Origin of the sequence: Devosia epidermidihirudinis (genome assembly GCF_000971295.1) — a bacterium.
GTDB lineage: Bacteria > Pseudomonadota > Alphaproteobacteria > Rhizobiales > Devosiaceae > Devosia > Devosia epidermidihirudinis.
In genome coordinates, this window is the sequence record NZ_LANJ01000016.1 from 308,260 (window position 1) to 334,458 (window position 26,199).

Genomic DNA, 26,199 nt, shown 5'->3' on the forward strand with positions numbered 1-26,199 from the left:
GATGACGACCAAGCCGACAAGATAGATGATCGAGTTCATTTGATTTTACCCTCTTGTTTGACGCACGTGCTCAAACAACCAGAGGGGAGGGATTTCGTTCCGGCGCTGCACGACTTTTGTGCAGAGCAGCATGCAGCAAAGAGCGTTAGATCGCCTTAGGATTTCCAGTCAAAGGACGGCTGGACGAGCGTGTGCAGGTCTTCCAGCGGCTCACCTGCAATGCGGCGCAACAACAGTGCGCCAAGCTGACGACCGGCCCCGACGAAGTCCTCCGAGACCGTTTCTGCACCCGGCTGGAATTGGGCAAACATCATCGAGGATTGCTTGGACACCACATGAACGTCCTGACCAACGGTCTTGCCGCTGTCATTGAGCCCACCAATGACGGCCAGCGCTGACACTTCCGACGCGCAGACATAGCCGTCGGGGCCATCGGGGCGTTTGCTGCGCTTGATGACATAGTTTCGGATCGCGTCGGTGGGGCTGCTGAGATTGATGTCGGCGGCAAATTCAAACGCGATCCCCGCCTCACCGGCCGCGCGCGCTACACCCTTTTTGAGATGCTCGGTATAAGTGAGCTCGCTATCGGGCAGCACAATGGAGATTTTTCGGCAGCCCTTTTCAACCAGGCGCTTCACCGCACCATAGGCATAGGCCTCATTGTCGAAGTCGACATAGGGGTGTGGTTCGGGCCAGTGGGTACGGCCGTGGCTGATAAAGGGGAAGTCATTGTCGAGCAGGAAGCGCACCCGCTCGTCAAACGTTTCGGCCTTCGAGAAGATCACCCCGTCTGCCATACGATTGCGCACAATGTGGCGGACTGGCTCAATGGGCAGCACATTGCGGAACAGCGGCGTGATGACGACGTGGTAGGCCGTGTTGCGCAGCGTCTCGGTCAAGCCACTGACGATGTTGGAGCCGAAACCATAGATCTGCTCGTCCGGCTCAAGCACCAGCGCGATCACATTGGTCCGCCCGGTCTTGAGGCGCAGCGCAGCGCGGTCCGGCAGATAGCCGATTTCGGCGGCAATTTTCTGCACCCGGTCGCGAGTTTCCTGCGCCAGTTCCGGCGCATTGTTGAGCGCGCGCGAGATTGTCGTGACGGCAAAGCCAGTCATCTGGGCAATGGTTTTCAGTGTCGGCTTGCCCGATGGTTTAACGCCACGCTTGGCCTTGCTCGCCACCGGCTGATTGTCGTCGGACACTTCTTACACCCCAGGAGCCGCGTTCTCTGCGCAGCTGACTTTATTGCCGCGACAACATCATAGTGTCATCAACAGTTCAAGCGCTCTGCACGTCCGGCCTTCGCCGGACAATATGTGTCGAATTATGACCGCTTGTGTCATAATTTTGTCGCCCTACGAAAGTCGAGCAGTCTTTTTCAATAAATCGTCGATTTTCGATGGTTGGGTCACTGGAAATCAGCAGGGTGCTGACCTATCTTCACCAAACTGGTTCGACACTCAACGAACCGTGTGCGTGCAACCCATGAGGAAAGGACTGAAGATGACGACATCGACTAGCTTCACCACCCATGCGGCTATTGCACTCGTACGCACCAATTTGCATGGCGCCAAACGCTGGCAAGGGACCTGTCGCTCGAAACGAATGTGACCTGCGTCACACCACCGTCTCACAGAATCGATAGACCCCCAGCATTGACGGCCAGATGGTGCAATTGATTGCCCATTCCTGTTGGCCTTCAGCGCGCAAGTGGAGAATCCACCCATGCAGGAAAATAGCTTAGATCGGGCCAAGGCCCACAGACCCATTGTGATAGAAGTTGCGGGCGAGCCGTTGGGCGTTGTCGTGCCGCATGCCGAAGGCTACCGGTTTTTGGCCGTGAAGCTTCCAGCCTTCGCCATTGACGGACAGCAGTTCGAAACAGTCGAGAAGGCGCATTTCGCCGTATCGCAGGCTGTGCGTAAGGGAACAGCCGACGCCGCGTAAGCGCAGCGTCGGACCCACTTTATTTAGTCGTCATTGGTGGAATTGAGTTCGCTCGGCCGCTTGCCCTCGGCAGTCGGTCCGGCTGGTGAAAGACATGCCTCAACGGCATTAGCCAATGCTTCCACGTCGATTTTTGACGCACCGGCTTGCGCCTGGCGGTCAAGCTCTGTCGACAAAGCGGAGACGAGCGCCTCGCGGCGCCCGGTGTTTGAACTAGTTGTTTCCATTGATGGAAAGCCCGCCGTCATCTACCCGCACTTCAATGCCAGGGCGCGACTGCTGCTGGTAGGTGTAGATACCAAAGCCCACGACAGCCACCAGCAGGATGGCGATAACAGCATAAAGACCATTGCGATTCATGAGAACTCCTGACGCTAGATTATGCTGGTCAACGCACAACTTGCCGTCTGGTTCACTCAACAGCCGCAATTGCTCGCAGCGCCAAGACAAAGGCAGTAACGCCAATAGCCAGTGAGCCGGAATTGTCGATGATAACAGGTGAAATCCCGGCGGGAACCGGGCCGCTCTCTCGCGCCAGACGTGCCGTCACCTGATCGGCGCTTTCGCGTCCGCGCGAAATCAGTCGTTCGGCGCGCAGGGAAATCTCGGCCGTGATCAGCACGACCGAACAGGCGGGATACTTTTCGCGCGCTGCGCCGATGATATGGCGCGAGACATTGGCCACCACGGTTTTGCCAAGGGCGATATCGGTTTCAAGGCTGATCGGCAGCCCGTAGCGCAGATTGTGCGCATCCCAGGTCAGCGCGAAGCGGCCGGCGTCTTCAGCAAGCCGGAAGTCCTCAACCTCCATGCTGTCGTGGTCTTCGACCTCGGCATCGGCGGGGCGCGTCACGGTGCGGCGGACAAAGACAAAGCGCTTGTCATTGTCCAGCGCCTTGCGCGCGCCATTGATGAGACTGTCCTTTCCGACACCGGATGGACCCACGACCAGAACGAGTGAACCGAGTGGTCGTGCCATGGTCAACTCACCCGCTGTCCCTGGCGCCAGACGCCACGCACCACTGCCATCTCGCCCACCATTTTGACTCGTACCAGATCGGCACGCTTGCCGATGGCAATCTCGCCACGATCATCGAGGCCGGCGGCCTTCGCCGGATTGCGGGTTACCGTTGCCAAAGCCTTTGAGAGGCTGAGCCCCTCAACCCGGCGTGGCAGCAGAAAGGCTGCCTGCAGCAATGCGAAAGGCACATAGTCCGAACTCAGAATGTCCAATAGCTCCGCCCGTACCAAATCGGTTGCAGAGATATTGCCTGAATGCGAGCGCCCGCGCACCACGTTTGGCGCGCCCATCAGAATAGCAAGCCCGGCATCGTGGGCAGCGGCGGCTGCCTCCAGCGTTGTCGGGAATTCAGCAATCGCGACGCCGTCGGTTGCGGCCTCTTCGACATGCGCGAGCGTCGCATCGTCATGGCTCGCAAGCGGCAAGCCGAGGACCTTGGCACGCGCCACAATGGCCTTGCGATGGGGCTGTGCGTAGCGCTCATGCTGGGCCAATGCGTTGGCGAGGTACTGCTCAACCTCAGCCTCGGTCGTGCCCATCTTGGTTTTGTAGAAGAGCTTATAGGCCTCCATCGACAAAAACTGCCGCTGGCCGGGGGTATGATCCATCAGCGAGGCCAGTCGGGTCGTCGGATGATCGGCAAAAGCCTCGAAATGATCCAGCACGTCGTGACTGGGCAATTCGCAGCGCAGATGGATCAGATGCTCGGCGCGCAGCCAGCCCTGCGCATTGCCGGTGCGAATGGCGTTGACCAGCTTGGCGGCATGAATTTTCATGTCGGGCAGATCGAGGTCGGAGCCGATACGCACGGCATCGAACACAGTGGTGATGCCCGAACCAGCCACCTGCACGTCATGGGCATGCAGCGATGCCAGCGGATCCCAAAACACGCCGGGGCGGGGGCGATAATGGTTCTCCAAATGATCGGTGTGCAGCTCGACCAGGCCAGGGATTAGGTAGTCGCCCTCAAGATCCTCGCCGACACCGGACGGGCCGGTGGACATATCCGAGATCAGATCATCGTTGACCGATAGTGCGCCCTCGATGACCCCATCAGCGAGTACAAGCTTCGCGTTGCGGAAGGCACTCGAACCCATCAGGCAGACGCTCCCAGCTTGAAGTCGGCGATGCGACGGAACGGCTTGCCGGCATCTGCCTCGTGAAACAGCGACAGGCGATCGAGGATGACAGGTTCATCGAGCACCGGCGCAAACCAGGTGGTGGCTGCGCGAGCGATGTCGTGCGCGTCCTCCTCGGTAAGCCGGTCACTGAGCGTCATGTGGAACTGAAATTCCTCGAACACATAGGGATAGCCATAGGCGTCAAGCAATTCAATCTGCCGCTCGGTCAGCCCTTTGCTGGCGCGGGCCGCACGATCCTTGACCGTCATTGGCGCGCGCAAAGGGTCGAAACTCTCAACAACATGCGCCGCAAAATCCTGCAGCGCTTCGTTCGCCTCGGGTACCAACGCCAGAAATCCTTGCAAGGATGCCAGCTTCAGCGGGCCCAGATTGACCGGCTCATGCTGCACTACAAAATCGGCGAGGGCTGTGCGGAGATCGGCTTCGCTCGTATCCTCGACCAAGGCCATCGGCGCCTTGATGGTGGCGTGGAAACCATAGCGGTTGGCCGACTGGGTCAGGTTGAGCAGGCGCGGGCGGTCGATGCCGGCCACGGGGCCATCAAAGAGATCGCCACTGGCCGGGTCGCGGCCAAGCCATGTGCAGGCGCGTTCCCACAAAGTGCCAGTCGCTGCCGGGGCGAAATAGATCGCGAATCGTTCTGTCATGGGAACTCCTTGCCCAGCGCGCTAGACCAATGATGTGTCGACGGTTTGACACTTGCTGGACAGTCCCCACCGCATGTCCACTAATGCTGGCTATCCTTGCCAGCCTCGAATCGCAAGAAGGGAGCCACCATTGGACCGTAGCCTGCTGCTCGAGATGTTTCACCATGCGGTAGCGCAGGCGCAACCCTCGCTCGCTGTTCGGCTCAATCTGCCGCAGCGACCCTTGGGGCGCACGGTGGTGATTGGCGCAGGCAAAGCCTCGGCGCAAATGGCGCGGGCGTTTGAGGCGGCCTGGGATGGTCCGCTCACCGGGTTGGTGGTGACGCGTTATGGCTATGCCGCGCCATGCGAGCGCATTGAAATTGTCGAGGCCTCCCATCCCGTGCCCGATGAGGCCGGATTTCTGGCTGCCCGCCGCATCATGGAAACAGTATCCGGGTTGGGGCCAAACGATCTTGTGGTCGCGCTGATCTCTGGCGGTGGTTCGTCCTTGTTGCCAGCGCCGGCCCCGGGTCTGACACTCGATGACGAGCAGGCCATCAACCGCATGCTGTTGGCATCGGGCGCACCAATCGGGGTGATGAACCTCATTCGCAATCAGTTCTCCGTCATCAAGGGTGGGCGCTTGGCGGCGCGCTGTGCACCTGCGCAGGTGGCGACCCTGGTGGTGTCAGACGTTCCGGGCGACGACCCGGCCGTTGTTGCGTCCGGGCCAACCATCCCGCTGGCAGGCACGCGCGAGCTGGCGCGCAAATACGTCAATCTCCACCGGCTGGACCTGCCCCCGGCGGCCGCGCGCCTTCTGGCCGGGGAAGACAATCTCGCTCCCCTTCCCAATGATCCGGCGTTTGCCCGCAACAGCGTCCGCACCATCGCCTCGGCGACGCTCTCGCTCGATGCTGCAGCAACGCTTGCACGACAGCGCGGCATTGAGGCCGCAGTCCTTTCAGATTCCATCGAAGGGGAGTCGCGCGATGTGGCGCAGGTGCATGCGGCTATGGCGCGCGAGATCGCCCTGCGTAATCGCCCCTTCAACAAGCCCGTCGTGCTGCTTTCGGGCGGAGAGACCACCGTCACCTTGCGCGGCAATGGTCGGGGCGGACGCAACGCTGAATTTCTGCTGGCGCTGGCGATCGCCATTGATGGGCTCGAGGGCGTGACGGCCTTGGCTGCTGATACCGACGGCATTGACGGCTCGGAAGACAATGCGGGCGCCTATGTGGATGGCACGACGGCCACGCGCCTGCGTCACGCCGGCATCGACCCGCAGGCTGCCCTGGCCAACAACGACGCCTATTCGGCCTTTGCAGCGATTGGTGACTTGCTGGTGACCGGGCCTACGGGCACGAATGTGAATGACTTTCGCGCGATTATCATCCGGTAGGAGAGAGCTATGGCAAAGGCTGTTGGCATTGGCGGCGTCTTCTTTCGCGCCCGCGACACCGAGGCGCTGGCCGCCTGGTATGAAACCCATCTGGGTATCACCGGCTTCTGGGATCAGGCGGCGGGACTGACCGTGTTCGCGCCGTTCAAAGCCGATACAGACTACTTCCCCGCCGACCGCCAGTTCATGCTGAATTTCCGCGTCGATGATCTCGATGGGCTCATTGCCCAGCTCACCGCGGCTGGCATCGCGGTCGAGACGCGCCCCGATGAATGGGACACTACCGAGACCGGTCGCTTCGCCCGTATCTCCGATCCCGAGGGTAGTCCCATCGAGTTGTGGCAGCCGCCCGAAGACTGATCGTCAAATAGTCATACAAATTCACGCGGCGGGACTTGGCAGACCCCGCTGGCGTCTGCTCTATACCGCCCTCAGTTTCCGAGGAGAGCTGCCGCATGGCCAAGCGCAAGATTGCAATTATCGGTGTGGGCAAGATCGCACAGGACCAGCACCTGCCGGTCATCGATCGGTCCGATGATTTCGAGCTGGCGGCGACCGTCTCGACCCGGGGCCTCGGCCACAATGGCCTGCCTGTCTTCAAGACTCCCGCCGAGCTTTATGCGACCATGCCCGAAGTCTCGCTGATCTCGATCTGCACACCGCCCGGTATTCGCCATCAGTATGTCCGCGAGGCGCTCGACGTCGGCAAGGACGTGATGATGGAAAAGCCGCCCACCACGACCATTTCCGAGCTGGATGACTTGATCGCCCACGCCAAACGGCTGGATCGCGTGCTCTACCAAACCTGGCATAGCCAATATAATCCAGCGGTGGACCGGACCAAGGCGATCCTTGCCGAGCAGGGCGTCAAATCGGTGCGCATCGATTGGCGCGAAAGCGTGCGCAAATGGCACCCCGATCAGGATTGGGTCTGGGAGCCCGGTGGGTTCGGTGTCTGCGATCCCGGCATGAATTCGCTGTCGATCTTCACCAAGATCCTGCCTTTCCCGGTTTTTGTCGAAAGCTCCAGACTGACCTTTCCGGCCAACCGGCAGACGCCCGTTGATGTAGAAATCGTCTTCAGGTCTGGTCAACTGCACAAGCCCAAGCTATCGGCAGGCTTCAACTGGCTGGAAGAGAGCGGCGAGATTTGGACGGTGCAGATCGAGACTGGCACCGGCGATGTCCTCAAGCTTGAGGGCGGTGGCCGCACCCTGCGCATCAATGACGAGATCGTGCTGCAACATGGCGATGACGAATATGCCGCCATGTATGAGCACTTCGCGCGCCTGCTCGACGAGCACAAAAGCGATGTCGACGCTGCGCCGCTGCGTCTGATGAGCGACGTATTCCTGATGGGGGCGCGCATCAACGGGCCCGCTTTTGAGTGGTAGGCGTCTAGCGCGACGTTTTCACCGAGCGTCATCACCCGGCTTGTCCGGGTGATCCATCGCCTTGTAGTGGAGAGTGGATTGCCCGGACAAGCCGGGCAATGACGATTGGTCGGGGATTACTTCCCTGCGTCAGTCAGTGCCTTCACGTCGTCTTCGCTCAGCTTCAGACGCACGCCCTTGGCTAGGCTCTGCACCTGCGCGACCGAGGTCGCCGATGCAATCGGCGCGCTGACGCCAGGCTGGGCAACGAGCCATGCCAGCGACACTTCGGCGGGCGTCGCGTCATTGGCCTTGGCGACGGTGTCGAGTGAAGCAAGAATGCTCTGGCCCTTGGCGTCGAGATACTTCTCGATCCCTCCACCGCGCTGGCTTTTGCCGAGGTCGTCCTTGCTGCGGTACTTGCCGGTGAGGAACCCGGAGGCGAGGCTATAATAGACGATGGTGCCGATATCGTCCTCGAGCACCAGCTTCTGCAGGTCGCCTTCAAACTCGGCGCGATCATAAAGATTGTAGCGCGGCTGCAGCACATCATAGCCCTGCAGCGACTTGATCACGGCGATCTCATTGGCTTCGCGCACCATGGCAGGCGGAAAGTTCGACGCGCCGATCACCCGCACCTTGCCCGCCCGAATGAGCGTGTCATAGGCGCCAAGCGTTTCCTCATGGCTGGTTGTCGGGTCAGGCCAGTGGCTGAAATAGAGGTCGATATAGTCAGTCTGGAGGCGCTTGAGCGACCCTTCGACACCCGCCTTGATGGCTTCGGCGCTGAGCCCGCCCGGCTGATTGGCCGAGTTGACCTTGGTGAACAGATGCATGGCTTCTCGGTTGCCGCGCGCCTTGAACCAGTTGCCGATGATGGTTTCGCTGAGGCCGGGAGGATTGCCGGGCACCCAATTGGGGTACCCTTCGGCCGTGTCAATCGCGGTAAAGCCCGCTTCGGCATAGGCATCGAGAATGTCGAACGCGCCTGCTTGGTCGACGGTCCAGCCAAACACATTGGTCCCCAGCACCAGAGGTTCAATGACGAGTTCGCTGCGTCCGAGTGGTCGGCGGTCCATGATAAGTCTCCATTGTTGGCTGATAGCAAAACGCCGCTGGAGGCATTCCGTTCGATCTTTGAGGCGCGTCCGGTGCCTTTTTCAGGTGCGGACTGCGCATCAAAATCAAATTGTGAACTAAAGTGAGAACTCTCTTCCAGCGGCAAGATGAGGCGGAGTTTGATCGACTGGAACACCCGCAAAGGGCGTGGTCAAGCCACGACAAGTGTGGCGAACGGTTCATTCTCAATCCGTCCAATTCTGTGGAATGGCCTTGTTGCCGTCATCAGATTGACCAAATGGTCAAACTCAACCATTGCGCTCCCATGGATTCTACGCTTTGTTGGCGGCCAAGCTCTGGTCTACACGCCCGGGCGCTAAAAACTATCGGGAGAAAACATTCATGAAATTGATGAAAAGCCTGTTGGCGGCGACCGCCATCATTGCTTTGGCCGCTGGTGCTGCCCAGGCCAAGCAACTGGTGTTCTGCTCTGAGGCTTCGCCCGCGCATTTCGATCCAGGTCCGACCACTGGTGGTAACGACTTCGACGCGTCTTCGCGCACGATCTTCAACCGTCTGGTTGAGTTCAAGCATGGCGGAACCGAAGTTGAACCCGGTCTGGCCGAGAGCTGGGAAATCTCCGACGACGGTCTGGTGTACACCTTCCACCTGCGCCCAAATGTGAAGTTCCACACCACGTCCTACTTCACGCCGACCCGTGATTTCAACGCAGACGACGTGATCTTCTCGTTCGAGCGTCAGTGGAAAGAAGACAACGCGTATTACACGTACCTGTCCGGTCTTTCCTGGGACTACTTCCAGGGCATGGATATGCCCAAGTATCTCAAGAGCATCGAGAAGGTCGACGATCTGACCGTCAAGATCACGCTCAACGAGCCAAACTCGCCAATGATTGCCAACCTGGGCATGGACTTCGCGTCCATCATGTCCAAGGAATATGCCGATCAGCTCGAGGCTGCGGGCACGCTGGCTGACTTCGCTTCGGCTCCAGTTGGCACCGGCCCATTCCAGTTCGTCGACTACCAGACCGACGCTGTCATCCGTTACTCCGCCTTCCCAGATTACTGGGCTGGCAAGGTTGCCATCGACGACCTGATCTTCGCCATCACGACCGATCCGGCCGTGCGCGTGCAGAAGCTCAAGGCTGGCGAATGCGATATCATTCCATACCCAGCACCAGCTGACATTGCTGACCTTCAGGCTGATCCGAACCTCGTGGTTCAGGAACAGGAAGGCCTCAACATCGGCTATATGAGCTACAACACCACCGTTGCTCCGATGGACAACGTTGCGGTCCGCAAGGCCCTCAACCAGGCTATCAACAAGGACGCCATCATCGAGGCCGTCTATCAGGGCGCCGGCCAGGTTGCCGTCAATCTGATCCCGCCAACCATGTGGTCCTACAACACTGCAGTGAAGGACGACGCCTACGATCCAGCAGCTGCCAAGGCAGCTCTCGAGGCCGCTGGCGTCAAGGATCTGACGCTTGACCTCTGGGCCATGCCTGTCAGCCGTCCATACAACCCAAATGCGCAGCGCGTTGCTGAACTCATCCAGGCTGACTGGGCCGCTGTTGGCGTAAAGGCCAATATCGTCTCCTACGAATGGACCGAGTACCGTGAGCGCGGTAAGGCCAAGGATCGTCCAGGTGCGTTCCAGATCGGCTGGACCGGCGATAATGGTGATCCAGACAACTTCTTTGCGACCCTGTTCTCCTGCTCGGCTATCGGCGTTTCCAACTATTCCAGCTGGTGCGACGAAGGCTTTGAAAAGCTGATCCAGGACGCCAAGACTGTTCCCGATCAGGCTGAACGGACCAAGCTCTACGAGCAGGCCCAGGTTGTGTTCAAGGAACAGGCTCCAGCCCTGACCCTGGCCCACTCCAAGGTGTTCATGCCAATGAGCAAGCGCGTCATCGGCTTCACCATGGACCCGCTTGGCATTCACCGCTTCGACAACGTCGACGTGGCTGAATAATATCGGCTCTAGCGAAAACAAGGGCGGCGCTGCATAAGCGCCGCCTTCATCATTGGCGGGATCATGCTTCGATACATTCTGCATAAGCTGGCGCTGATCGTGCCAACGGTGATCGGCATCACCATCTGCTCATTCGCGTTCATCCGGCTTCTGCCCGGTGATCCCATTCTGGCCATGGCTGGCCAGCACGGCGTGTCGCCTGAACGCTACGAAATTCTCAAGGAACAGTTCGGCTTCAATATGCCGATCTGGCAGCAATATCTGAGTTATGTGTGGAATGTGCTGCACGGCGATTTCGGTATCTCGCTGGCCACCAAGCGCCCTGTGCTGACCGATTTCCTTGCGCTGTTCCCCGCAACCATCGAGCTGGCTCTGTTTGCCATGCTGCTGGCCGTTGCGCTGGGGATTCCCGCTGGCATCTTTGCTGCCGTCAAGCGCGGCTCCTGGTTTGACCAGCTCACCATGGGGGTGGCGCTGACGGGATATTCCATGCCCATCTTCTGGTGGGGCCTGCTGCTGATCATTTTCTTTTCCGGCTATCTCGGCTGGACACCCGTGTCAGGGCGTATCGCTATCAACTTCTTCTTCAAGCCGATCACCGGCTTCATGTTGGTGGATACCCTGCTCTACGGCAATTGGGCGGCCTTCGTGTCGGCGGTTCGCCACCTGATCCTGCCCGCGGTGGTGTTGGGCACCATTCCGCTCGCCGTCATTGCGCGGCAAACCCGTTCGGCAATGCTCGAAGTGCTGGGTGAGGATTATGTCCGCACCGCACGCGCCAAGGGTCTGTCGCCCAGCCGCGTCATCAATATCCATGCCCTGCGCAATGCCATGATCCCGGTGGTCACCACCATTGGTTTGCAGGTTGGCATGCTGATGGCCGGTGCGATCCTGACAGAAACCATCTTCTCTTGGCCGGGCATCGGCAAATGGATGATCGAATCCATCTCCAAGCGTGACTATGTCGTGGTCCAGTCCGGGCTGCTGCTGATCGCGCTGGTGGTCATGGCGGTCAACCTCATCGTCGACGTGCTCTATGCCGTCATCAATCCTCGGATAAGGGCGCGCTGATGACCGAGATTACCCCGACTGCCACCGAACGCCCGCGCCTCGCGGCGCTGGCGGAATTCTGGCACTATTTCTCCATGAACCGCGGCGCCGTCATCGGCCTCGTCGTGTTCGCCATTCTGGTCATCGTGGCGTTGTTTGCCCCCTGGATCGCCCCCTATCCGGCCGACCAGCAATTCCGCGATGCGCTGCTGCTACCACCGTCCTGGATGGAAGGTGGCCGCTCGGCTTACCTGCTCGGCACCGATCCGGTTGGCCGTGACATGCTTTCGCGCCTGATCCACGGTTCGCGCTATTCGCTCGCCATTGGTCTTGTCGTGGTGACCGTTGCGCTCAGCGTCGGCATCGTGCTTGGCGTTCTAGCCGGCTACTTCCGTGGCTGGGTCGACGTCGTCATCATGCGCGTCATGGATATCATTCTGGCCTTCCCGTCGCTGCTGCTGGCCCTTGTGCTGGTGGCCATCATGGGACCGGGTCTGTTCAATGCCATGCTGGCCATTGCCCTGGTGCTGCAGCCGCACTTTGCCCGTCTCGTGCGCGCGGCAGTGATGGCCGAAGCAGGCAAGGATTATGTGACCTCTGCCCGCGTTGCTGGTGCTGGCCACATTCGCCTGATGATCAAGACCATTCTGCCAAACTGCGTGGCACCATTGATCGTTCAGGCCACCCTGAGCTTTTCCAATGCCATTCTCGAAGCGGCCGCTCTTGGCTTCCTCGGCATGGGTGCTCAGCCGCCAACCCCTGAATGGGGCACGATGCTGGCTTCCGCACGCGAATTCATTACCCGCGCTCCATGGGTCGTGACCTTCCCGGGTCTGGCTATCCTGATCACGGTTCTGGCGATCAATCTCGTGGGCGATGGCCTGCGCGACGCGCTCGATCCCAAGCTGAAGCGGAGCTGATCTGATGGCACTGCTTGAAATCAAGAACCTCACCGTTGCCTTTGATACCTCGGTCGGCTTGTTCAAGGCCGTCGATGGGATCGATGTGTCGGTCGAAGCCCGCGAAGTGCTCGCCATTGTCGGCGAATCCGGTTCGGGTAAGTCGGTGGCCATGCTCGCTGTGATGGGGCTGCTGCCATCGACCGCCACAGTCACTGCCGATGTGATGACCTTTGAAGGGCTCGACTTGCTCAGGATGAGCCCGGCCGACAAGCGCAAGATCATCGGCAAGGACATTGCCATGATCTTCCAGGAACCAGTGGCAAGCCTCAATCCGTGCTTCACCATCGGCTTCCAGATCGAGGAAGTGCTCGAGCGTCATATGGGCCTTAAAGGCCGTGCCGCGCGGGCACGCACGATCGAACTGCTGCGTCTTGTCGGCATCACCGACGGCGCCGATCGATTGGGGGCGTTCCCGCACCAGATGAGCGGTGGCCAGTGTCAGCGCGTCATGATCGCCATGGCGATTGCGTGCAATCCCAAGCTGTTGATTGCCGACGAGCCAACCACGGCGCTCGACGTAACCATTCAAAAGCAGATTTTGGACCTCCTGGTGAGCCTCCAGGCCGAGCACGGCATGGGCCTGATCATGATCACTCACGACATGGGGGTGGTGGCCGAAACCGCTGACCGCGTCATCGTGCAGTACAAGGGGCACAAAATGGAGGAGGCCGACGTGCTCTCGCTGTTTGAAAACCCCAAATCCAACTACACCCGCGCGCTGCTGTCTGCTCTTCCGGAAAACGCGGTGGGCGATCGCCTGCCGACTGTCGCCGACTTCAAGTTCACCGACGAAACGGGAGCTGCCCTATGACAACACCCGTTTTGCAGGTGCGCGATCTCAAGCGCGATTATGTGTCCTCCGGTGGCCTGTTCCGCCCGGCCAAGGTGGTCCGCGCCGTCAAGGGCGTGAACTTCAGCCTCGAGAAGGGCCGCACCCTGGCCGTAGTCGGCGAGAGCGGCTGCGGGAAGTCTACGCTTGCGCGCATGATCACGCTGATCGACAACCCGACCTCGGGCGATATCCTGATCGATGGCGACAAGGTCGATGCCAGCCATGGCGTGACCAAGGCGATGCGACAGAAGGTGCAGATCGTCTTTCAGAACCCCTATGGTTCGCTCAACCCGCGCCAGAAGATTGGTGAAGTGCTGGCGGAGCCGCTGCTGCTCAACACCGATATGCCTGCCTCGGAGCGGCGCGACCGCGCCATGGCCATGCTGATCAAGGTCGGTCTTGGTCCCGAGCACTTCAACCGTTACCCGCATATGTTCTCGGGCGGGCAGCGCCAGCGCATCGCCATCGCCCGCGCCCTGATGCTCAATCCGAGCTTCCTCGTGCTCGACGAGCCCGTCTCCGCGCTTGATCTCAGCGTGCAAGCGCAGATTCTCAACCTGCTCAAGGATTTGCAGGACGAGTTCGGCCTGACCTATGTGTTTATCAGCCACGATCTCAGCGTCGTGCGCTACATCGCCGACGAAGTCATGGTGATGTATTTCGGTGATGTGGTGGAGCACGGCACGCGGGACGAGGTGTTCTCCAACCCCAAGCACAGCTACACGCAGACCCTGTTCGCCGCGACGCCCAATTCGGGTGTCGAACACATCAAGGCCCGCCTAGCCAAAAAAGCTGCCCTGGCTGCTGCTGGCTAGAACCTATCGTGGTGCTGGCGCGGGATACCCTGCCAGCACCGCGACAACGCGCGATCTATCGGGTCGCGGCGCTCGCTTAGGCGGACGATCCAATTTCGACCAAAGTGACGCCTGACGTCACACATTGCGCGCGAAAGCGTTCAGATGGGCAATGGTCGGTGACGAACGTGCCGATCTGGTCGATGCGCGCGATACGGACGGGAGCGGTGCGCTCGAATTTACCACTGTCGGCCACCAGAATGACGTGACGGGCATTGGCGATGATGGCTTGCGCCACCTTCACTTCGCGGAAATCGAAATCCAGCAGCGCGCCATCTTCATCGAGCGCCGAGGCACCGATCACGGCATAGTCGACCTTGAACTGCGAGAAGAACCCGGCAGCCGCCTCACCAACAATGCCGCCATCGCTGGCGCGCACCACGCCCCCGGCAATCACCACCTCAAAGCGCGGGTTGAGCCGCATGCGGTTGGCGACATTGATATTATTGGTGACCACCAGCAGGCCGGAATGCTCCAGTAGCGCCTGGCTGACCGCCTCGGTGGTCGTGCCGATATTGATGAACAGCGAGGCATCATTGGGGATCAGGGCCGCCGCCGCGCGACCAATCGCATCCTTCTCGCCCGCCGCGATCTGCCGCCTCGCCTCGTATTCAAGGTTTTCGGTGCCTGAGGGCAACATGGCTCCGCCATGCACGCGGGTCAGCAGGCGCCTGTCGCAGAGCTGGTTGAGATCTTTGCGGATGGTCTGCACCGACACGGCAAAGCGCGTGGACAAATCTTCGACCACAACCCGGTTCTGGCCACGCGCCAGAGCAATGATGGCCTGTTGTCGTTCAGTCGTATCCATAGAGCCTATACTTTCGTTTCGCAGATATCATAGGGTGAAACGAAAGCAGGAGAAAGCTCAGACCTCTTCGAGTTCGATCAATGTCCCATCAAAATCCTTGGGATGGAGGAACAGCACCGGCTTGCCATGCGCGCCAGTTTTTGGCTTTCCATCCCCCAGCACACGCGCGCCGCCTTCGGTCAATGCCGCTGCGGCGGCCAGAATATCGGGCACCTCAAAACAGATGTGATGCATGCCCCCGCTCGGGTTCTTGGCGAGGAAGGCCGCTATCGGCGAGGCTTCGCCCAAAGGCTCCAACAGTTCTACTTTGGTATTGCCGGTATCGATGAACACGACTGTGACGCCATGCTCCGGCAATGCCTGCGGCTGGCCCACATGCGCGCCCAGCAGATCCCGATACTTCGCCGCGGCCGCCGACAAATCTGGCACCGCGATAGCGATATGGTTGAGACGACCGATCATCGATTGCTGAGCCTTCCTTCGATTTCGTTCAGCACCGAGAACGCAGCGCTAAGCACGTTGGTGCCGGGGCCGAAGATGCCCGCCACGCCGGCATTGTAGAGGAAGTCATAGTCCTGCTCGGGAATGACGCCGCCGACGATGACGGTGACGTCGCCCAGGTCGCGCAGCTTGAGCGCTTCGATCAGTTCGGGCACCAGCGTCTTGTGCCCTGCCGCGAGCGAGGACACGCCAACGGCGTCGACCTTGAGCTCATCGACATGGCTCGCTACTTCCGGCGCGGTCTCGAACAGATCGCCCATATGCACCTTGAAGCCGAGGTCGGCGAAGGCAGACGCGATGACCTTGGCGCCGCGATCATGGCCGTCCTGGCCCATTTTGGCGATGAAGATCGATGGGGCGCGACCTCGGGCCGTCTTGAAGGTCTCGATACGGTCGACAATCGCGGAAAACTCCGGGTCGTCGCCATAGCCACCAGCATAGACGCCCGAGATGACGCGGGTGATAGCCGAATGGCGACCGAACACGTCTTCCATGGCCGAGCTGATTTCGCCCAGAGTGGCGCGGGCGCGGGCAGCCTCGATGGCCGCTTCAAGCAGATTACCTTCGTCTTTGGCCGCAAACTCGCGCAGCGCTGACAGCATGGACTGGCACTTGGACTCGTCACGGCTGGCGCGAATGCTCTGCAATTGTGCGACCTGTTCCTCGCGCACCTTGGCGTTGTCGATATCGCGGACGTCGATGGGATCTTCGACGTCGAGCCGGTAGCGATTGACGCCGACAATGACATCCTCGCCACGGTCGACGCGCGCCTGCCGCAGGGCAGCGGCTTTTTCGATTTCGAGTTTTGGCCCGCCAGATTGAACCGCTTGCGTCATGCCGCCAACCAGCTCCGCTTCGCCGATCAGCTGGCGCGCGCCCTCGACCAATTGCTTGGTCAGTGCCTCGACATAATAGGAGCCACCCAGCGGATCGACCACATCGGTGATGCGGCTTTCATGCTGGAGGATGAGCTGCGTATTGCGGGCGATGCGGCTGGAAAACTCGGTCGGCAGCGCGATGGCTTCGTCGAACGAATTGGTGTGAAGGCTCTGCGTGCCACCCAAAGTGGCCGCCAGCGCCTCGATGGTGGTGCGCACGATATTGTTGTGCGGGTCCTGTTCGGTCAGCGAGACACCCGAGGTCTGGCAATGGGTGCGCAGCATTTTTGAGCGCGCATCCTTGGCGCCCAGCCCGGTCATGATCTCGCTCCAGAGCTGGCGTGCGGCGCGCAGCTTACTGACCTCGAGAAAGAAGTTCATGCCAATGCCGAAAAAGAAGCTCAGGCGCCCGGCAAAGGCATCGATATCGAGCCCCTTGGCTTGAGCGGCGCGCACATATTCCATGCCATCGGCCAGCGTATAGGCCAGCTCCTGCACGGCGGTCGCCCCCGCTTCGTGCATGTGATAGCCCGAAATCGAGATCGAATTGAACTTGGGCATGTGCTCGGCGGTGTGGGCGATGATGTCGCCGATGATCCGCATCGAAGGCTCGGGCGGATAGATATAGGTATTGCGGACCATGAACTCCTTGAGGATGTCGTTCTGGATGGTCCCGTCGAGCTTGGCCTGCGGCACGCCCTGTTCTTCGGCAGCCACTATGAACATGGCCAGCACGGGGATCACAGCGCCATTCATGGTCATCGACACGCTCATCTGATCGAGCGGAATGCCGTCGAACAGGATCTTCATGTCCTCGACACTATCGATGGCCACGCCTGCTTTGCCAACATCGCCGGTGACGCGCGGATGATCGCTGTCATAGCCCCGATGGGTGGCCAGATCGAAGGCGACGGAGAGACCCTTCTGGCCTTTTTCCAGCGCTTGCCGGTAGAACGCATTGGACTCTCGTGCGGTCGAAAACCCGGCATATTGCCGAATGGTCCAGGGGCGGTTGGCATACATGGTCGCCCGCACCCCGCGCGTGAACGGCTCGACGCCAGGCACTTCCGGGCTATCGCCGAAATAGACCGGCTTGACCGAAATGCCTCCGTAATCGCGATCTAGCGACGCGACGGGCGTATCCCGAAGTTCCTTTTGGGCGAGTGCGGCCCAATGAGCGAAATTGGTTTTTGGATCAGACATCGTAACCCCCACCCTTGATCCCTCCCCACAAGGGGGAGGGAGATGACTGCGCCTCTGGCGGGCAAATGCCTGCAACAGTCACAGGGCGGGCTTCCATCCCCCTTGTGGGGAGGGAGTGAGGGTAGGCGGATCTGGTCATAAACAGGAAGCGCATCATACCGCCTCAAACTCAAGGATCACCTGATCCACGGTCAGCACAGCGCCGGACACGACGTGCACCTTGCTGACGCGGGCGCGTTTTTCGGCCTTGAGCACGTTTTCCATTTTCATCGCCTCGACAATGGCCAGGGTCTGGCCGTCCTCGACGATATCACCTTCGGCGACGTCGATGCGGACCACCTGACCGGGCATCGGGCAGAGCAGGTATTTGCTCATGTCAGGTGGCAGCTTGATCGGCATATGCTTGAGCAAGGCGGCGACATGAGGCGTCAGCACCTGCACCTTGAGATCGGCCCCGCGATAGCGGATGCGGAAGCCGGACGTGGTCGGCTGAACCTTGAGCACGGCGCGTCGGCCGCCCGACCAGTCGATAATGGCGATACGCTCGCCCGGCTGCCAGAGTAGCTGTGCGGCCTCGCTGTGCCAGTCGGCGCCGATGACCAAACCGTCCGGCGTGGCCTCCACCCGGACCGGCGTCGCCTTGTCGCCAATCTGCACGTGCAGCACGCGCTCGCCGGTCGCCGCGACAGCGCGATTTTCGCGGCGCACCATCATCATGGCGGCAGCGCCCACCACGTCGAATAAGTGCTCATCGCTGAGCGCTGCACCATGGAAGCCCTCGGGGAATTCCTCGGCGATATAGCCGGTGGTGAGGGCGCCGGTGCGGAAGCGTTCCTGATCCATAACGGTCGACAGGAAGGGCAGGTTATTGCCGACGCCTTCGACTTCGAAACTGTCCAAAGCCACGGCCATAGCATCGATGGCCTCGATGCGGGTCGGGGCCCAGGTGCAGAGCTTGGCGATCATTGGATCGTAGAAGGTGGAGATTTCGCCGCCTTCGAACACACCGGTATCGTTGCGCACGGCCAGCGTGTCCGACGCGCTCTCCGCCGGTGGGCGATAGCGCGTCAGCCGACCCGTCGAGGGCAGGAAGTTCCGATAGGGGTCTTCGGCATAAAGCCGACTTTCAATGGCCCAGCCATTGCACTGCACCTGATCCTGTGTCAGCGGCAGCTTTTCGCCATTGGCGGCGCGGATCATCAGCTCAACCAGATCAAGCCCGGTGATCAGCTCGGTCACCGGATGCTCGACCTGAAGGCGCGTATTCATTTCGAGGAAATAGAAATTGCGGTTGCCGTCGACGATGAACTCCACCGTCCCGGCGCTGGTATAGCCAACGGCCTTGGCCAGAGCGACCGATTGCTCGCCCATGGCCTTGCGCGTGGCTTCATCGAGGAACGGCGAGGGGGCCTCTTCGATGACCTTCTGATTGCGGCGTTGGATCGAGCATTCGCGCTCATTGAGATAGAGCACATTGCCATGGCTATCGCCGATCAGCTGGATCTCGATATGGCGTGGCTCGGTGACGAACTTTTCGATGAAGATGCGATCATCGCCAAAGGAGGACGCCGCTTCCGACTTGGAGCGCTCAAAGCCCTCGCGCGTCTCCGCGTCGTTCCAGGCAATGCGCATGCCCTTGCCGCCGCCACCCGCCGAGGCCTTGATCATCACCGGATAGCCGATGGACTTGGAAATGGTAACGGCGTGCTCGGCGTCGTCGATCAGCCCCATATGGCCCGGCACGGTCGATACGCCGGCCGCCGCCGCAAGCTTCTTGGAGGTGATCTTGTCGCCCATCGCCTCGATGGCGCCAACGGGCGGGCCGACAAAAATCAGTCCGGCGTCTTCGAGAGCCTGGGCAAATTTCAGGTTTTCCGACAGGAAGCCATAGCCCGGATGTACCGCCTGCGCGCCGGTTTGGCGGCATGCAGCGATGATCTTGTCGATCTGGAGATAAGAGTCCTTGGCCGGCGACGCGCCGATATGGACGGCCTCGTCGGCCATGCGGACATGGAGGGCTTCCCGGTCGGCATCGGAATAAACCGCGACCGTCGCAATGCCCATCTTCTTGGCTGTCTTAATAACCCGGCAAGCAATCTCGCCGCGATTGGCGATGAGGAGTTTGGTGATCATGCTGTCTCTCCTCACAGTGGAATATTGTCGTGCTTCTTCTTGGGCATGCTGTGCGTCTTGTGGCGCAGCGTCGAGAAGGCGCGGATGACGCGGCGTCTGGTGCCGTGGGGCATGATGACGTCGTCGATAAAGCCGCGCTCGGCGGCAACGAATGGATTGGCGAAGCGCGCTTCGTAATCGGCGGTGCGCTGGGCGATCTTGTCCTTGTCGCCCAGCTCGGAGCGATAAAGGATTTCCGTCGCGCCCTTGGCGCCCATCACGGCGATTTCCGCTGATGGCCAGGCATAGTTGACGTCGGCCTTGATGTGCTTGGACGCCATCACGTCATAGGCGCCGCCATAGGCCTTGCGGGTGATGACAGTGACCAGCGGCACGGTGGCCTCGGCATAGGCGAACAGCAGCTTGGCGCCATGCTTGATGATGCCGCCATATTCCTGCGCCACGCCGGGCAGGAAGCCGGGGACGTCGACAAAGGTCAGGATGGGGATTTCAAAGCTGTCGCAAAAGCGGATGAAGCGCGCGGCTTTCTTACTGGCGTTGATATCGAGGCACCCGGCCAGCACCAGCGGCTGATTGGCAATGACGCCGACGGGGTGGCCATCGAGGCGGATAAAGCCGACCAGAATATTGCCGGCGTGGTCCTTCTGCAGCTCGAGAAAATCGCCTTCGTCGGCGACCTTTTCGATCACCTCGCGCATATCATAGGGCTTATTGGCGCTGTCGGGGATAATGGTGTCGAGGCTGATATCGTCGCGCGCTGCCGGCTCATGGGTCGGGCGATGAGGCGGCTTTTCGCCTGCCTTCAGCGGCAGGAAGCCGAACAGGCGCCGCACTTCGAGCAGGGTCTCGATGTCATTCTCGAAGGCCGCATCGGCCACCGAGGAAATCTTGGTGTGGGTGGAGGCGCCGCCCAGCTCTTCCTGGGTCACGGTTTCATTGGTGACGGTCTTGACCACGTCAGGGCCGGTCACGAACATGTAGCTCGTGTCCTTGACCATGTAGATGAAGTCCGTCATCGCCGGGGAATAGACGGCGCCACCGGCGCAGGGGCCCATGATCACCGATATCTGTGGCACAGCGCCCGAGGCCTGCACATTGCGCCAGAACACATCGGCATAGCCGCCGAGCGACGCCACGCCTTCCTGAATGCGCGCGCCGCCGCTGTCATTGAGACCGATCACCGGCGCGCCGTTTTGTAGCGCCAGGTCCATGATCTTGCAGATCTTTTTGGCATGGGTTTCGCTGAGCGAGCCGCCAAAGACTGTAAAGTCCTGGCTGAACACATAGACCATGCGGCCTTCAATCGTGCCCCAGCCGGTGACCACGCCATCGCCGGGAATAATCGTTTCGGCCATGCCGAAATCGGTCGCCCGATGGGTGACGAACATATCGTACTCTTCAAAAGAACCGGGATCGAGCAACACGTCGAGCCGCTCGCGGGCTGTCAGCTTGCCCTTGGCGTGCTGGGTATCGATCCGTCGCTGTCCACCGCCGAGCCGCGCCAGCGCGCGTTTGTCTTCCAGTTCGGCGATGATTTTTTGCATCAGCGGTCTCCCATGCTTTGGTGGAGACTACAGCGTTCCCAATCTTGCCCCAAGACGGCAAAGGGCGATGCTGTTACAATCGCACAAGTTCAGTTTTGTAATTTTGTGGAAGTGTGAAGATGGCGGGTCGGAAAGTGTTTGCTGGAGCGCGGCTGCGGGCGCTGCGCACCCAACATAAACTGACCCAAGGCGAGCTTGCCGCCCGGCTGGACATCTCGGCGTCCTATGTCAATCAGCTCGAATCCAACCAGCGCCCGCTGACCGCCTCGGTGATGCTGGCGCTGGCCGATGGCTTCAATCTTGATCTGTCGAGCCTGATGACCGACGCGAGTGACCGCCTGCTGGCTGATTTGCGCGAAGCCTTGGCCGATCCGGTGTTTGGCGAAGGCGTGCCCAACCTGCAGGAGCTCAAGACCGTCGCCGCCAATGCGCCCGATATGGCGCGCGCCATGCTGCAGCTCTACGAAACCTATCGCAAAACCAATGAAAAGCTGGCCAGCGTCGATGCTGTGCTGATGCGCGACCCGCAATCGGGTATGCAAACCGCCTATGAGGAAGTGCGCGACTTCTTCCATTACGCGGATAATTATGTCGACCCGCTCGATCGCGCCGCCGAGGCGCTGGCAACAGAGCTGGGCGAATTCGGCTCTGACCGGCTGCAGCGGCTGATGGCCTATTGCGCCGAAGCCCATGATCTCAAGGTCGTGCTGACCGCGCCAACACGGCCCGATCTGATCAAGGACTATGATCGCGCCACGCGCACGCTGGCGATCAATGCGCGGCTGGAACCGGCGACGCAGTTTTTCCAGATTGCCGGGCATCTGGCGGGGATGGAACAGACGACGCTGTTGGCGACATTGCTGGACAGCGCCAATTTCAAGACCGTCGAAGCACGTTCGATTGCCCGCATGGGGCTGACTAATTACTTCGCCGGCGCGCTGCAGATGCCTTATGGGGCGTTTCTGCGCGCCGCCGAGGCTCATCGCTATGACATTGAAGAGCTGGGGCATCTCTTTGGCGCCAGCCTTGAACAGGTCTCCCATCGCCTCTCCACTATGCAGCGCCCACGCGAACGCGGCGTCCCCTTCTTTTTCGCACGCGTTGACGCGGCGGGGACAATTACCAAGCGACATTCTGCAACTGCGCTGCAATTTGCCCGCTTCGGGGGGGCCTGCCCGCTGTGGAATGTGCATCGGGCCTTTGAGGCGCGCGGGGAGATCATCCGGCAGCTGGCGGAGACACCGGATGGCAATCGGTATCTGTGCCTTGCGTGGTCATCAGAAAAGCGCAGCGGGGGCTACCACGGCACGACGCGGCGCTATGCCTATGCGCTGGGCTGCGAGGTGAGCCATGCTGGCCGCCTGGTCTATGGCGAGGATATGGATTTAGCCCGTGCGAGCTTTGATCCGATTGGGATTTCCTGCCGCATCTGTGAGCGCCGGGCCTGTCCGCAACGCTCGGTGCCGCCCCTGGCGGCGAGCATCAGCGTGCCGACGGATCGGCGGAGCATTGTGCCCTATGAGATCGGGTGATTTTTGGTCTTCGGCTGGAGCTGAGGGGCCTTCACCCCTCACCCTGGCCCTCTCCCCTGAAGGGCCGAGGGGACGATGGAGCTGAGAGCTCAGATGATGTGGCTGGGGTTTGCTGGGGCTTAGCAGTCATATCCCTCCCCCTTGTGGGGAGGGATCAAGGGTGGGGGTGGTGCCCCACTTTGAGTTGGCGGAGCGATGCCCCCACCCTGCTCGATCACGGACTTAGCAAGCTAAGTCCTATCTCGCTTCCCTCCCCGCAAGGGGGAGGGTGTCGACTGATGGAGCAGCGATCAGGCCGGCTCGAAATCCCCAAGACTTGCAGGCACTTCGACCATGCCGTTGGCGAAGCGTTTGGCGTTGCGGACGTAGCGGTCGGCGGAGGCGGTGAGGGCGAGGACGCCCTCGGCATCGATCTCGCGGACGACTTTTCCTGGGGCGCCGAGGACCATGGAATTGTCGGGGATCACTTTATTCTCGGTGATCAGGGCATTGGCGCCGATCAGGCAGTTTTTCCCGATCCTGGCACCATTGAGCACGGTCGCGCCCATGCCGATCAGTGTGTTGTCGCCAATGGTGCAGCCATGCACGATCGCGCCGTGGCCGATTGTAACATTGGCGCCGATAACGAGGGGATAATTGGTGTCGGTGTGGAGAACGCAGTTCTCTTGCACATTGGTGCGCGCGCCAATCGTGATAGCTTCGATATCGCCGCGGGCGACGACGCCGAACCAGATGCCGACCTCGGGGCCAACATGAATATCGCCGACGAGAACCGCCGTGGGGGCAATCCAGCCGACATTGGGATCAATCTGGGGGGCAATGCCATCGAGGGCAAAAATGCTCATTGTGGTCTCCTCACGGTTCAATGCCATAGGCCTGTCGCATCTCGGCGATCTCGGCCAGCGTAGCGTGGAACAGGCTCCAGTCATCTGCCTCGGCTATGGGTGCCCAGATGGCCTCGACCTCATCGATCAGCATGGTGCGCGGGCTTCGGCGCGCAAAATAGGGATGGCCCAGATTGACCTCATCGGCCGGGCCATAGTGCTCCAAACCATTGGCGACAGAACGGAAAAGCTCGCTGGCATAGAGCGCAGCCGAGGGGCTGCCCGCGGCACGCTCGGCGCTGAGGCTGCCGCCGCGCCAGTCAAAGAAGAACTGCTCATAGGGCGCCTTGCTGGCCGAGAGGAACCCGAACAGCTCGGTAACAAAGGCGCCGTCGCTCTCCACATCGCGGGGCTTGAGGCCAAGACGGCGCAGGATCTGCCGGGGCAGTTCTTCGCGGAAGATCGGCCAGACCGTGTTGAGGGCCGGCTCCAGCGCCTCGATGCTGGAGAGGGGTAAAAGGCTTTCGGCGAGGCGCGTCAGGTTCCACGCCAAAGTGTCGGGTTGGCGGCCAAAGGCATAGAGTCCGGTTTCGTCAAAATAGGCGGCGGTGAAGTCCGGGTCATAGGCGGGGATAAAGCGCCAGGGGCCGTAGTCGAAGCTCTCGCCGGTGATGTTGATATTGTCGGTATTGAGCACGCCATGGACGAACCCGGCGGCGATCCATTGCGCGCCAAGCTTGGCTACATTGGCGACGACCGCGCCGAGAAAAGCGGCCGCTTTGTCTGTCTCATATGAGACATCGGGGTAGTAGGTGCGGTTAGCATAATCGAGCAATAATGCGAGGGATTCCGTATCCTCGAGATAAGCCAGCCGCTGGAAGGTGCCGATGCGGATATGGCTGTGGCTGAGCCGCACCAAAACCGAGCCGCGTGTCGGCGAAGGCTCGTCGCCCCGCTGCAGCGCTTCCCCGGTTTCAACCAGCGAAAAGCTCTTGGAGGCATAGACGCCCTGCGCCTCGAGCATTTCGGTGGCGAGAATTTCGCGCACCCCGCCCTTGAGCGTCAGCCGCCCATCGCCGCCGCGCGACCATGGCGTGCGCCCACTACCCTTGGTGCCGAAATCGAGCAGGCGATCATCGACAAGGTCATGCCCCTGCGCGAACAGGAAGCCCCGTCCATCGCCCAGGTCGGCATTATAGGTGCGGAACTGATGGCCATGATAGCGCAGCGCCAGTGGGGTGGGGATAGACCCGGGCAGGGGGGCGAAGCGAGCGAAATGCTCGACCCACTGCGCATCGCTCAAATCATCGAGCCCCATGCGTTTGGCCCAGCGCTGGTCGCGGTGGCGCAGGATGGTCTGGGGAAAATCGGCGGGGGTAACGCGATCAAAGAAGGCGTCACCCAGCGTCTCATGGCTGCGGGCGGGTTTGAACTGGGTCATTGCCCCCGATTCTATGCTGCTGGGCGCAGCCGAGCGCAACCCTGCCTTTCGCCGGGACATCTAGCAGAAGCGGACAAATCGCCCTATATGCACTCAAGATGAAACCCCAAAGCGACATCCTGCGCCTCGCGCCTTTTCAGGCCGTCATTTTCGATATGGACGGCACCATCCTTGATACCGAATCCGTGTTCCGGACCATTGTGTTTGAAGTCTGCGCCGAGCTGGGCTTTGAGATGACCGATGCGGTGCATCGATCCATGGTCGGCGGCAGCCACGAGCGCACCAATCAACTGCTGGTCGAAGCCTATGGCGTCACCTTCCCCTATTCCCTGTTTGACGAGCGGTGCCGCTTTGTCATGGGCGAGCGGAGCATGGATGGCGTTCCGGTCAAGGCCGGTGCGCATGAGTTCCTGAACGAGCTGCGCGAACGCGACATCCCCATGGCGGTGGCGACTTCCTCGCGGCACGAACATGCTCACCATCACCTGGGCAAGGCCGGTCTGCTCGACATGTTCCGCACGGTGGTGACCCGCGATGACGTGGTCAATCCCAAGCCGCACCCCGAACCTTATCTGACGGCCGCGCGCCGGTTGGGCGTCGATCCGCTAACCTGTCTGGCGCTTGAAGACAGCAATACCGGTGTGCGGGCCGCTCATGCCGCTGGCATGCAGACCATCATGGTCCCAGATCTGGTGCATCCAAGCGATGAAATTCACGGTCTTGGCGTCTCGGTGATCGAGAGTCTGAACCACGTGCGCCTGCTGGCCTTTCCCAAGGGCTGAACTTTCCCACAGATTGCCGACTTTACGCACAGGCTCCGGACACGTCCGGGGCCTTTATTGTCATGTCACTGGTTGTGCTGACCATTTGAGAGCGCCCCGCAATTAACGCTTAAACTTTTAAGAATCGTCGAAACACCGTCTTCACCAACTACCAAACCATTCAATTTATTGGGTTTTCATCTGTTCTCAGCTCGATTAACCGTAACTTAAGAAGCTAACGGCTATGGTTAACCAGCCGTAAATTTCGACTTCCCAGCGGTGCCAAGCTTGGCTAGGGTGCC

25 protein-coding genes are annotated in these 26,199 nt (G+C 60.5%); 11 read left to right on the top strand and 14 right to left on the bottom strand.

Annotation, left to right across the window (positions count from 1 at the left end):
• Positions 1–155: 155 nt before the first annotated feature.
• Positions 156–1,205, bottom strand: a complete 1,050-nt coding sequence (locus WH87_RS09850) for a LacI family transcriptional regulator (RefSeq protein WP_046139297.1) — start codon at positions 1,203–1,205, stop codon at positions 156–158.
• Between the two features lie 523 nt (positions 1,206–1,728).
• Between WH87_RS09850 and WH87_RS09855 the strand changes: the two genes are divergently transcribed.
• Positions 1,729–1,950, top strand: a complete 222-nt coding sequence (locus WH87_RS09855) for a hypothetical protein (protein ID WP_156458180.1) — start codon at positions 1,729–1,731, stop codon at positions 1,948–1,950.
• A gap of 23 nt (positions 1,951–1,973) precedes the next feature.
• Here WH87_RS09855 and WH87_RS19605 read toward each other — a convergent pair whose 3' ends face one another.
• The 5 genes from WH87_RS19605 to WH87_RS09875 are packed head-to-tail and all read right to left on the bottom strand — an operon-like array spanning position 1,974 to position 4,760.
• On the bottom strand, positions 1,974–2,198 hold the full coding sequence (locus tag WH87_RS19605) for a hypothetical protein (protein WP_156458181.1): 225 nt from the start codon (positions 2,196–2,198) through the stop codon (positions 1,974–1,976).
• Entirely contained in the window at positions 2,164–2,310 is a 147-nt protein-coding gene (locus tag WH87_RS19790; protein ID WP_046139295.1) for a hypothetical protein, read from the bottom strand. The genes WH87_RS19605 and WH87_RS19790 overlap by 35 nt, the downstream gene beginning before the upstream one ends.
• Before the next feature lie 52 nt (positions 2,311–2,362).
• The gene (gene phnN, locus WH87_RS09865; protein WP_046139294.1) at positions 2,363–2,929 is read right to left on the bottom strand and encodes a phosphonate metabolism protein/1,5-bisphosphokinase (PRPP-forming) PhnN; all 567 of its coding nucleotides are present in this window, start codon (positions 2,927–2,929) and stop codon (positions 2,363–2,365) included.
• Between the two features lie 2 nt (positions 2,930–2,931).
• Entirely contained in the window at positions 2,932–4,071 is a 1,140-nt protein-coding gene (locus tag WH87_RS09870) for an alpha-D-ribose 1-methylphosphonate 5-triphosphate diphosphatase (protein ID WP_407060037.1), read from the bottom strand.
• Positions 4,068–4,760: a DUF1045 domain-containing protein gene (locus WH87_RS09875; RefSeq protein ID WP_046139292.1), complete on the bottom strand. Its 693-nt coding sequence runs from the start codon at positions 4,758–4,760 to the stop codon at positions 4,068–4,070. The genes WH87_RS09870 and WH87_RS09875 overlap by 4 nt, the downstream gene beginning before the upstream one ends.
• A gap of 154 nt (positions 4,761–4,914) precedes the next feature.
• On the opposite strand from WH87_RS09875, the gene WH87_RS09880 reads away from it, so the two are divergent.
• From WH87_RS09880 to WH87_RS09890, 3 genes are all read left to right on the top strand, one after another.
• The gene (locus WH87_RS09880) at positions 4,915–6,144 is read left to right on the top strand and encodes a glycerate kinase type-2 family protein (RefSeq protein WP_046139797.1); all 1,230 of its coding nucleotides are present in this window, start codon (positions 4,915–4,917) and stop codon (positions 6,142–6,144) included.
• Between the two features lie 9 nt (positions 6,145–6,153).
• Entirely contained in the window at positions 6,154–6,504 is a 351-nt protein-coding gene (locus WH87_RS09885; RefSeq protein ID WP_046139291.1) for a VOC family protein, read from the top strand.
• Between the two features lie 95 nt (positions 6,505–6,599).
• Positions 6,600–7,538: a Gfo/Idh/MocA family protein gene (locus WH87_RS09890; protein ID WP_046139290.1), complete on the top strand. Its 939-nt coding sequence runs from the start codon at positions 6,600–6,602 to the stop codon at positions 7,536–7,538.
• A 116-nt stretch (positions 7,539–7,654) separates the two neighbouring features.
• Here the strand turns inward: WH87_RS09890 and WH87_RS09895 are convergent, their stop codons facing one another.
• On the bottom strand, positions 7,655–8,596 hold the full coding sequence (locus WH87_RS09895; RefSeq protein ID WP_046139289.1) for an aldo/keto reductase: 942 nt from the start codon (positions 8,594–8,596) through the stop codon (positions 7,655–7,657).
• A gap of 382 nt (positions 8,597–8,978) precedes the next feature.
• Here WH87_RS09895 and WH87_RS09900 point away from each other — a divergent pair, with 382 nt between their 5' ends.
• The 5 genes from WH87_RS09900 to WH87_RS09920 all read left to right on the top strand — a co-directional run bounded on the left by WH87_RS09900 (position 8,979) and on the right by WH87_RS09920 (position 14,233).
• Entirely contained in the window at positions 8,979–10,574 is a 1,596-nt protein-coding gene (locus WH87_RS09900) for an ABC transporter substrate-binding protein (protein WP_156458182.1), read from the top strand.
• A gap of 63 nt (positions 10,575–10,637) precedes the next feature.
• Positions 10,638–11,645, top strand: a complete 1,008-nt coding sequence (locus tag WH87_RS09905; RefSeq protein WP_046139288.1) for an ABC transporter permease subunit — start codon at positions 10,638–10,640, stop codon at positions 11,643–11,645.
• Positions 11,645–12,544, top strand: a complete 900-nt coding sequence (locus tag WH87_RS09910) for an ABC transporter permease subunit (protein ID WP_046139287.1) — start codon at positions 11,645–11,647, stop codon at positions 12,542–12,544. Before WH87_RS09905 ends, WH87_RS09910 begins: the two co-directional genes overlap by 1 nt.
• A gap of 4 nt (positions 12,545–12,548) precedes the next feature.
• On the top strand, positions 12,549–13,397 hold the full coding sequence (locus tag WH87_RS09915) for an ABC transporter ATP-binding protein (protein ID WP_052726455.1): 849 nt from the start codon (positions 12,549–12,551) through the stop codon (positions 13,395–13,397).
• Positions 13,394–14,233 carry a dipeptide ABC transporter ATP-binding protein gene (locus WH87_RS09920; protein ID WP_046139286.1) on the top strand — a complete coding sequence of 280 codons (840 nt, stop codon included), beginning with the start codon at positions 13,394–13,396 and terminating at the stop codon, positions 14,231–14,233. Before WH87_RS09915 ends, WH87_RS09920 begins: the two co-directional genes overlap by 4 nt.
• Positions 14,234–14,309: 76 nt before the next feature.
• Here WH87_RS09920 and WH87_RS09925 read toward each other — a convergent pair whose 3' ends face one another.
• The 5 genes from WH87_RS09925 to WH87_RS09945 all read right to left on the bottom strand — a co-directional run bounded on the left by WH87_RS09925 (position 14,310) and on the right by WH87_RS09945 (position 21,339).
• A complete protein-coding gene (locus WH87_RS09925; RefSeq protein WP_046139285.1) occupies positions 14,310–15,080 on the bottom strand; it encodes a DeoR/GlpR family DNA-binding transcription regulator in 771 nt (256 codons plus the stop codon).
• Between the two features lie 57 nt (positions 15,081–15,137).
• Entirely contained in the window at positions 15,138–15,542 is a 405-nt protein-coding gene (gene mce / locus WH87_RS09930; RefSeq protein WP_046139284.1) for a methylmalonyl-CoA epimerase, read from the bottom strand.
• Positions 15,539–17,662, bottom strand: a complete 2,124-nt coding sequence (gene scpA / locus WH87_RS09935; protein WP_046139283.1) for a methylmalonyl-CoA mutase — start codon at positions 17,660–17,662, stop codon at positions 15,539–15,541. Before scpA ends, mce begins: the two co-directional genes overlap by 4 nt.
• A 153-nt stretch (positions 17,663–17,815) precedes the next feature.
• Positions 17,816–19,795: an acetyl-CoA carboxylase biotin carboxylase subunit gene (locus WH87_RS09940; protein WP_046139282.1), complete on the bottom strand. Its 1,980-nt coding sequence runs from the start codon at positions 19,793–19,795 to the stop codon at positions 17,816–17,818.
• Between the two features lie 11 nt (positions 19,796–19,806).
• Entirely contained in the window at positions 19,807–21,339 is a 1,533-nt protein-coding gene (locus WH87_RS09945) for an acyl-CoA carboxylase subunit beta (protein WP_046139281.1), read from the bottom strand.
• Positions 21,340–21,458: 119 nt separating this feature from the next.
• Between WH87_RS09945 and WH87_RS09950 the strand changes: the two genes are divergently transcribed.
• On the top strand, positions 21,459–22,871 hold the full coding sequence (locus tag WH87_RS09950) for a helix-turn-helix domain-containing protein (protein ID WP_046139280.1): 1,413 nt from the start codon (positions 21,459–21,461) through the stop codon (positions 22,869–22,871).
• 290 nt (positions 22,872–23,161) lie between these two features.
• Here the strand turns inward: WH87_RS09950 and WH87_RS09955 are convergent, their stop codons facing one another.
• Both WH87_RS09955 and WH87_RS09960 read right to left on the bottom strand, forming a co-directional pair.
• The gene (locus WH87_RS09955; RefSeq protein ID WP_046139279.1) at positions 23,162–23,716 is read right to left on the bottom strand and encodes a gamma carbonic anhydrase family protein; all 555 of its coding nucleotides are present in this window, start codon (positions 23,714–23,716) and stop codon (positions 23,162–23,164) included.
• Between the two features lie 10 nt (positions 23,717–23,726).
• The gene (locus WH87_RS09960) at positions 23,727–25,136 is read right to left on the bottom strand and encodes a protein adenylyltransferase SelO (protein WP_156458183.1); all 1,410 of its coding nucleotides are present in this window, start codon (positions 25,134–25,136) and stop codon (positions 23,727–23,729) included.
• A 98-nt stretch (positions 25,137–25,234) separates the two neighbouring features.
• Here WH87_RS09960 and WH87_RS09965 point away from each other — a divergent pair, with 98 nt between their 5' ends.
• Positions 25,235–25,918, top strand: coding sequence for an HAD family hydrolase (locus WH87_RS09965; protein WP_046139277.1), 684 nt, complete (start codon positions 25,235–25,237; stop codon positions 25,916–25,918).
• Positions 25,919–26,199: the final 281 nt, after the last annotated feature.

Coding starts and splice junctions, on each gene's coding strand:
- WH87_RS09855 (WP_156458180.1), top strand. CDS start 1,729: ATGCAGGAAAATAGCTTAGATCGGGCCAAGGCCCACAGACCCATTGTG.
- WH87_RS19605 (WP_156458181.1), bottom strand. CDS start 2,198: ATGACGGCGGGCTTTCCATCAATGGAAACAACTAGTTCAAACACCGGG.
- WH87_RS19790 (WP_046139295.1), bottom strand. CDS start 2,310: ATGAATCGCAATGGTCTTTATGCTGTTATCGCCATCCTGCTGGTGGCT.
- phnN (WP_046139294.1), bottom strand. CDS start 2,929: ATGGCACGACCACTCGGTTCACTCGTTCTGGTCGTGGGTCCATCCGGT.
- WH87_RS09875 (WP_046139292.1), bottom strand. CDS start 4,760: ATGACAGAACGATTCGCGATCTATTTCGCCCCGGCAGCGACTGGCACT.
- WH87_RS09880 (WP_046139797.1), top strand. CDS start 4,915: ATGTTTCACCATGCGGTAGCGCAGGCGCAACCCTCGCTCGCTGTTCGG.
- WH87_RS09885 (WP_046139291.1), top strand. CDS start 6,154: ATGGCAAAGGCTGTTGGCATTGGCGGCGTCTTCTTTCGCGCCCGCGAC.
- WH87_RS09890 (WP_046139290.1), top strand. CDS start 6,600: ATGGCCAAGCGCAAGATTGCAATTATCGGTGTGGGCAAGATCGCACAG.
- WH87_RS09895 (WP_046139289.1), bottom strand. CDS start 8,596: ATGGACCGCCGACCACTCGGACGCAGCGAACTCGTCATTGAACCTCTG.
- WH87_RS09900 (WP_156458182.1), top strand. CDS start 8,979: ATGAAATTGATGAAAAGCCTGTTGGCGGCGACCGCCATCATTGCTTTG.
- WH87_RS09905 (WP_046139288.1), top strand. CDS start 10,638: ATGCTTCGATACATTCTGCATAAGCTGGCGCTGATCGTGCCAACGGTG.
- WH87_RS09910 (WP_046139287.1), top strand. CDS start 11,645: ATGACCGAGATTACCCCGACTGCCACCGAACGCCCGCGCCTCGCGGCG.
- WH87_RS09915 (WP_052726455.1), top strand. CDS start 12,549: ATGGCACTGCTTGAAATCAAGAACCTCACCGTTGCCTTTGATACCTCG.
- WH87_RS09920 (WP_046139286.1), top strand. CDS start 13,394: ATGACAACACCCGTTTTGCAGGTGCGCGATCTCAAGCGCGATTATGTG.
- WH87_RS09925 (WP_046139285.1), bottom strand. CDS start 15,080: ATGGATACGACTGAACGACAACAGGCCATCATTGCTCTGGCGCGTGGC.
- mce (WP_046139284.1), bottom strand. CDS start 15,542: ATGATCGGTCGTCTCAACCATATCGCTATCGCGGTGCCAGATTTGTCG.
- scpA (WP_046139283.1), bottom strand. CDS start 17,662: ATGTCTGATCCAAAAACCAATTTCGCTCATTGGGCCGCACTCGCCCAA.
- WH87_RS09940 (WP_046139282.1), bottom strand. CDS start 19,795: ATGATCACCAAACTCCTCATCGCCAATCGCGGCGAGATTGCTTGCCGG.
- WH87_RS09945 (WP_046139281.1), bottom strand. CDS start 21,339: ATGCAAAAAATCATCGCCGAACTGGAAGACAAACGCGCGCTGGCGCGG.
- WH87_RS09950 (WP_046139280.1), top strand. CDS start 21,459: ATGGCGGGTCGGAAAGTGTTTGCTGGAGCGCGGCTGCGGGCGCTGCGC.
- WH87_RS09955 (WP_046139279.1), bottom strand. CDS start 23,716: ATGAGCATTTTTGCCCTCGATGGCATTGCCCCCCAGATTGATCCCAAT.
- WH87_RS09960 (WP_156458183.1), bottom strand. CDS start 25,136: ATGACCCAGTTCAAACCCGCCCGCAGCCATGAGACGCTGGGTGACGCC.
- WH87_RS09965 (WP_046139277.1), top strand. CDS start 25,235: ATGAAACCCCAAAGCGACATCCTGCGCCTCGCGCCTTTTCAGGCCGTC.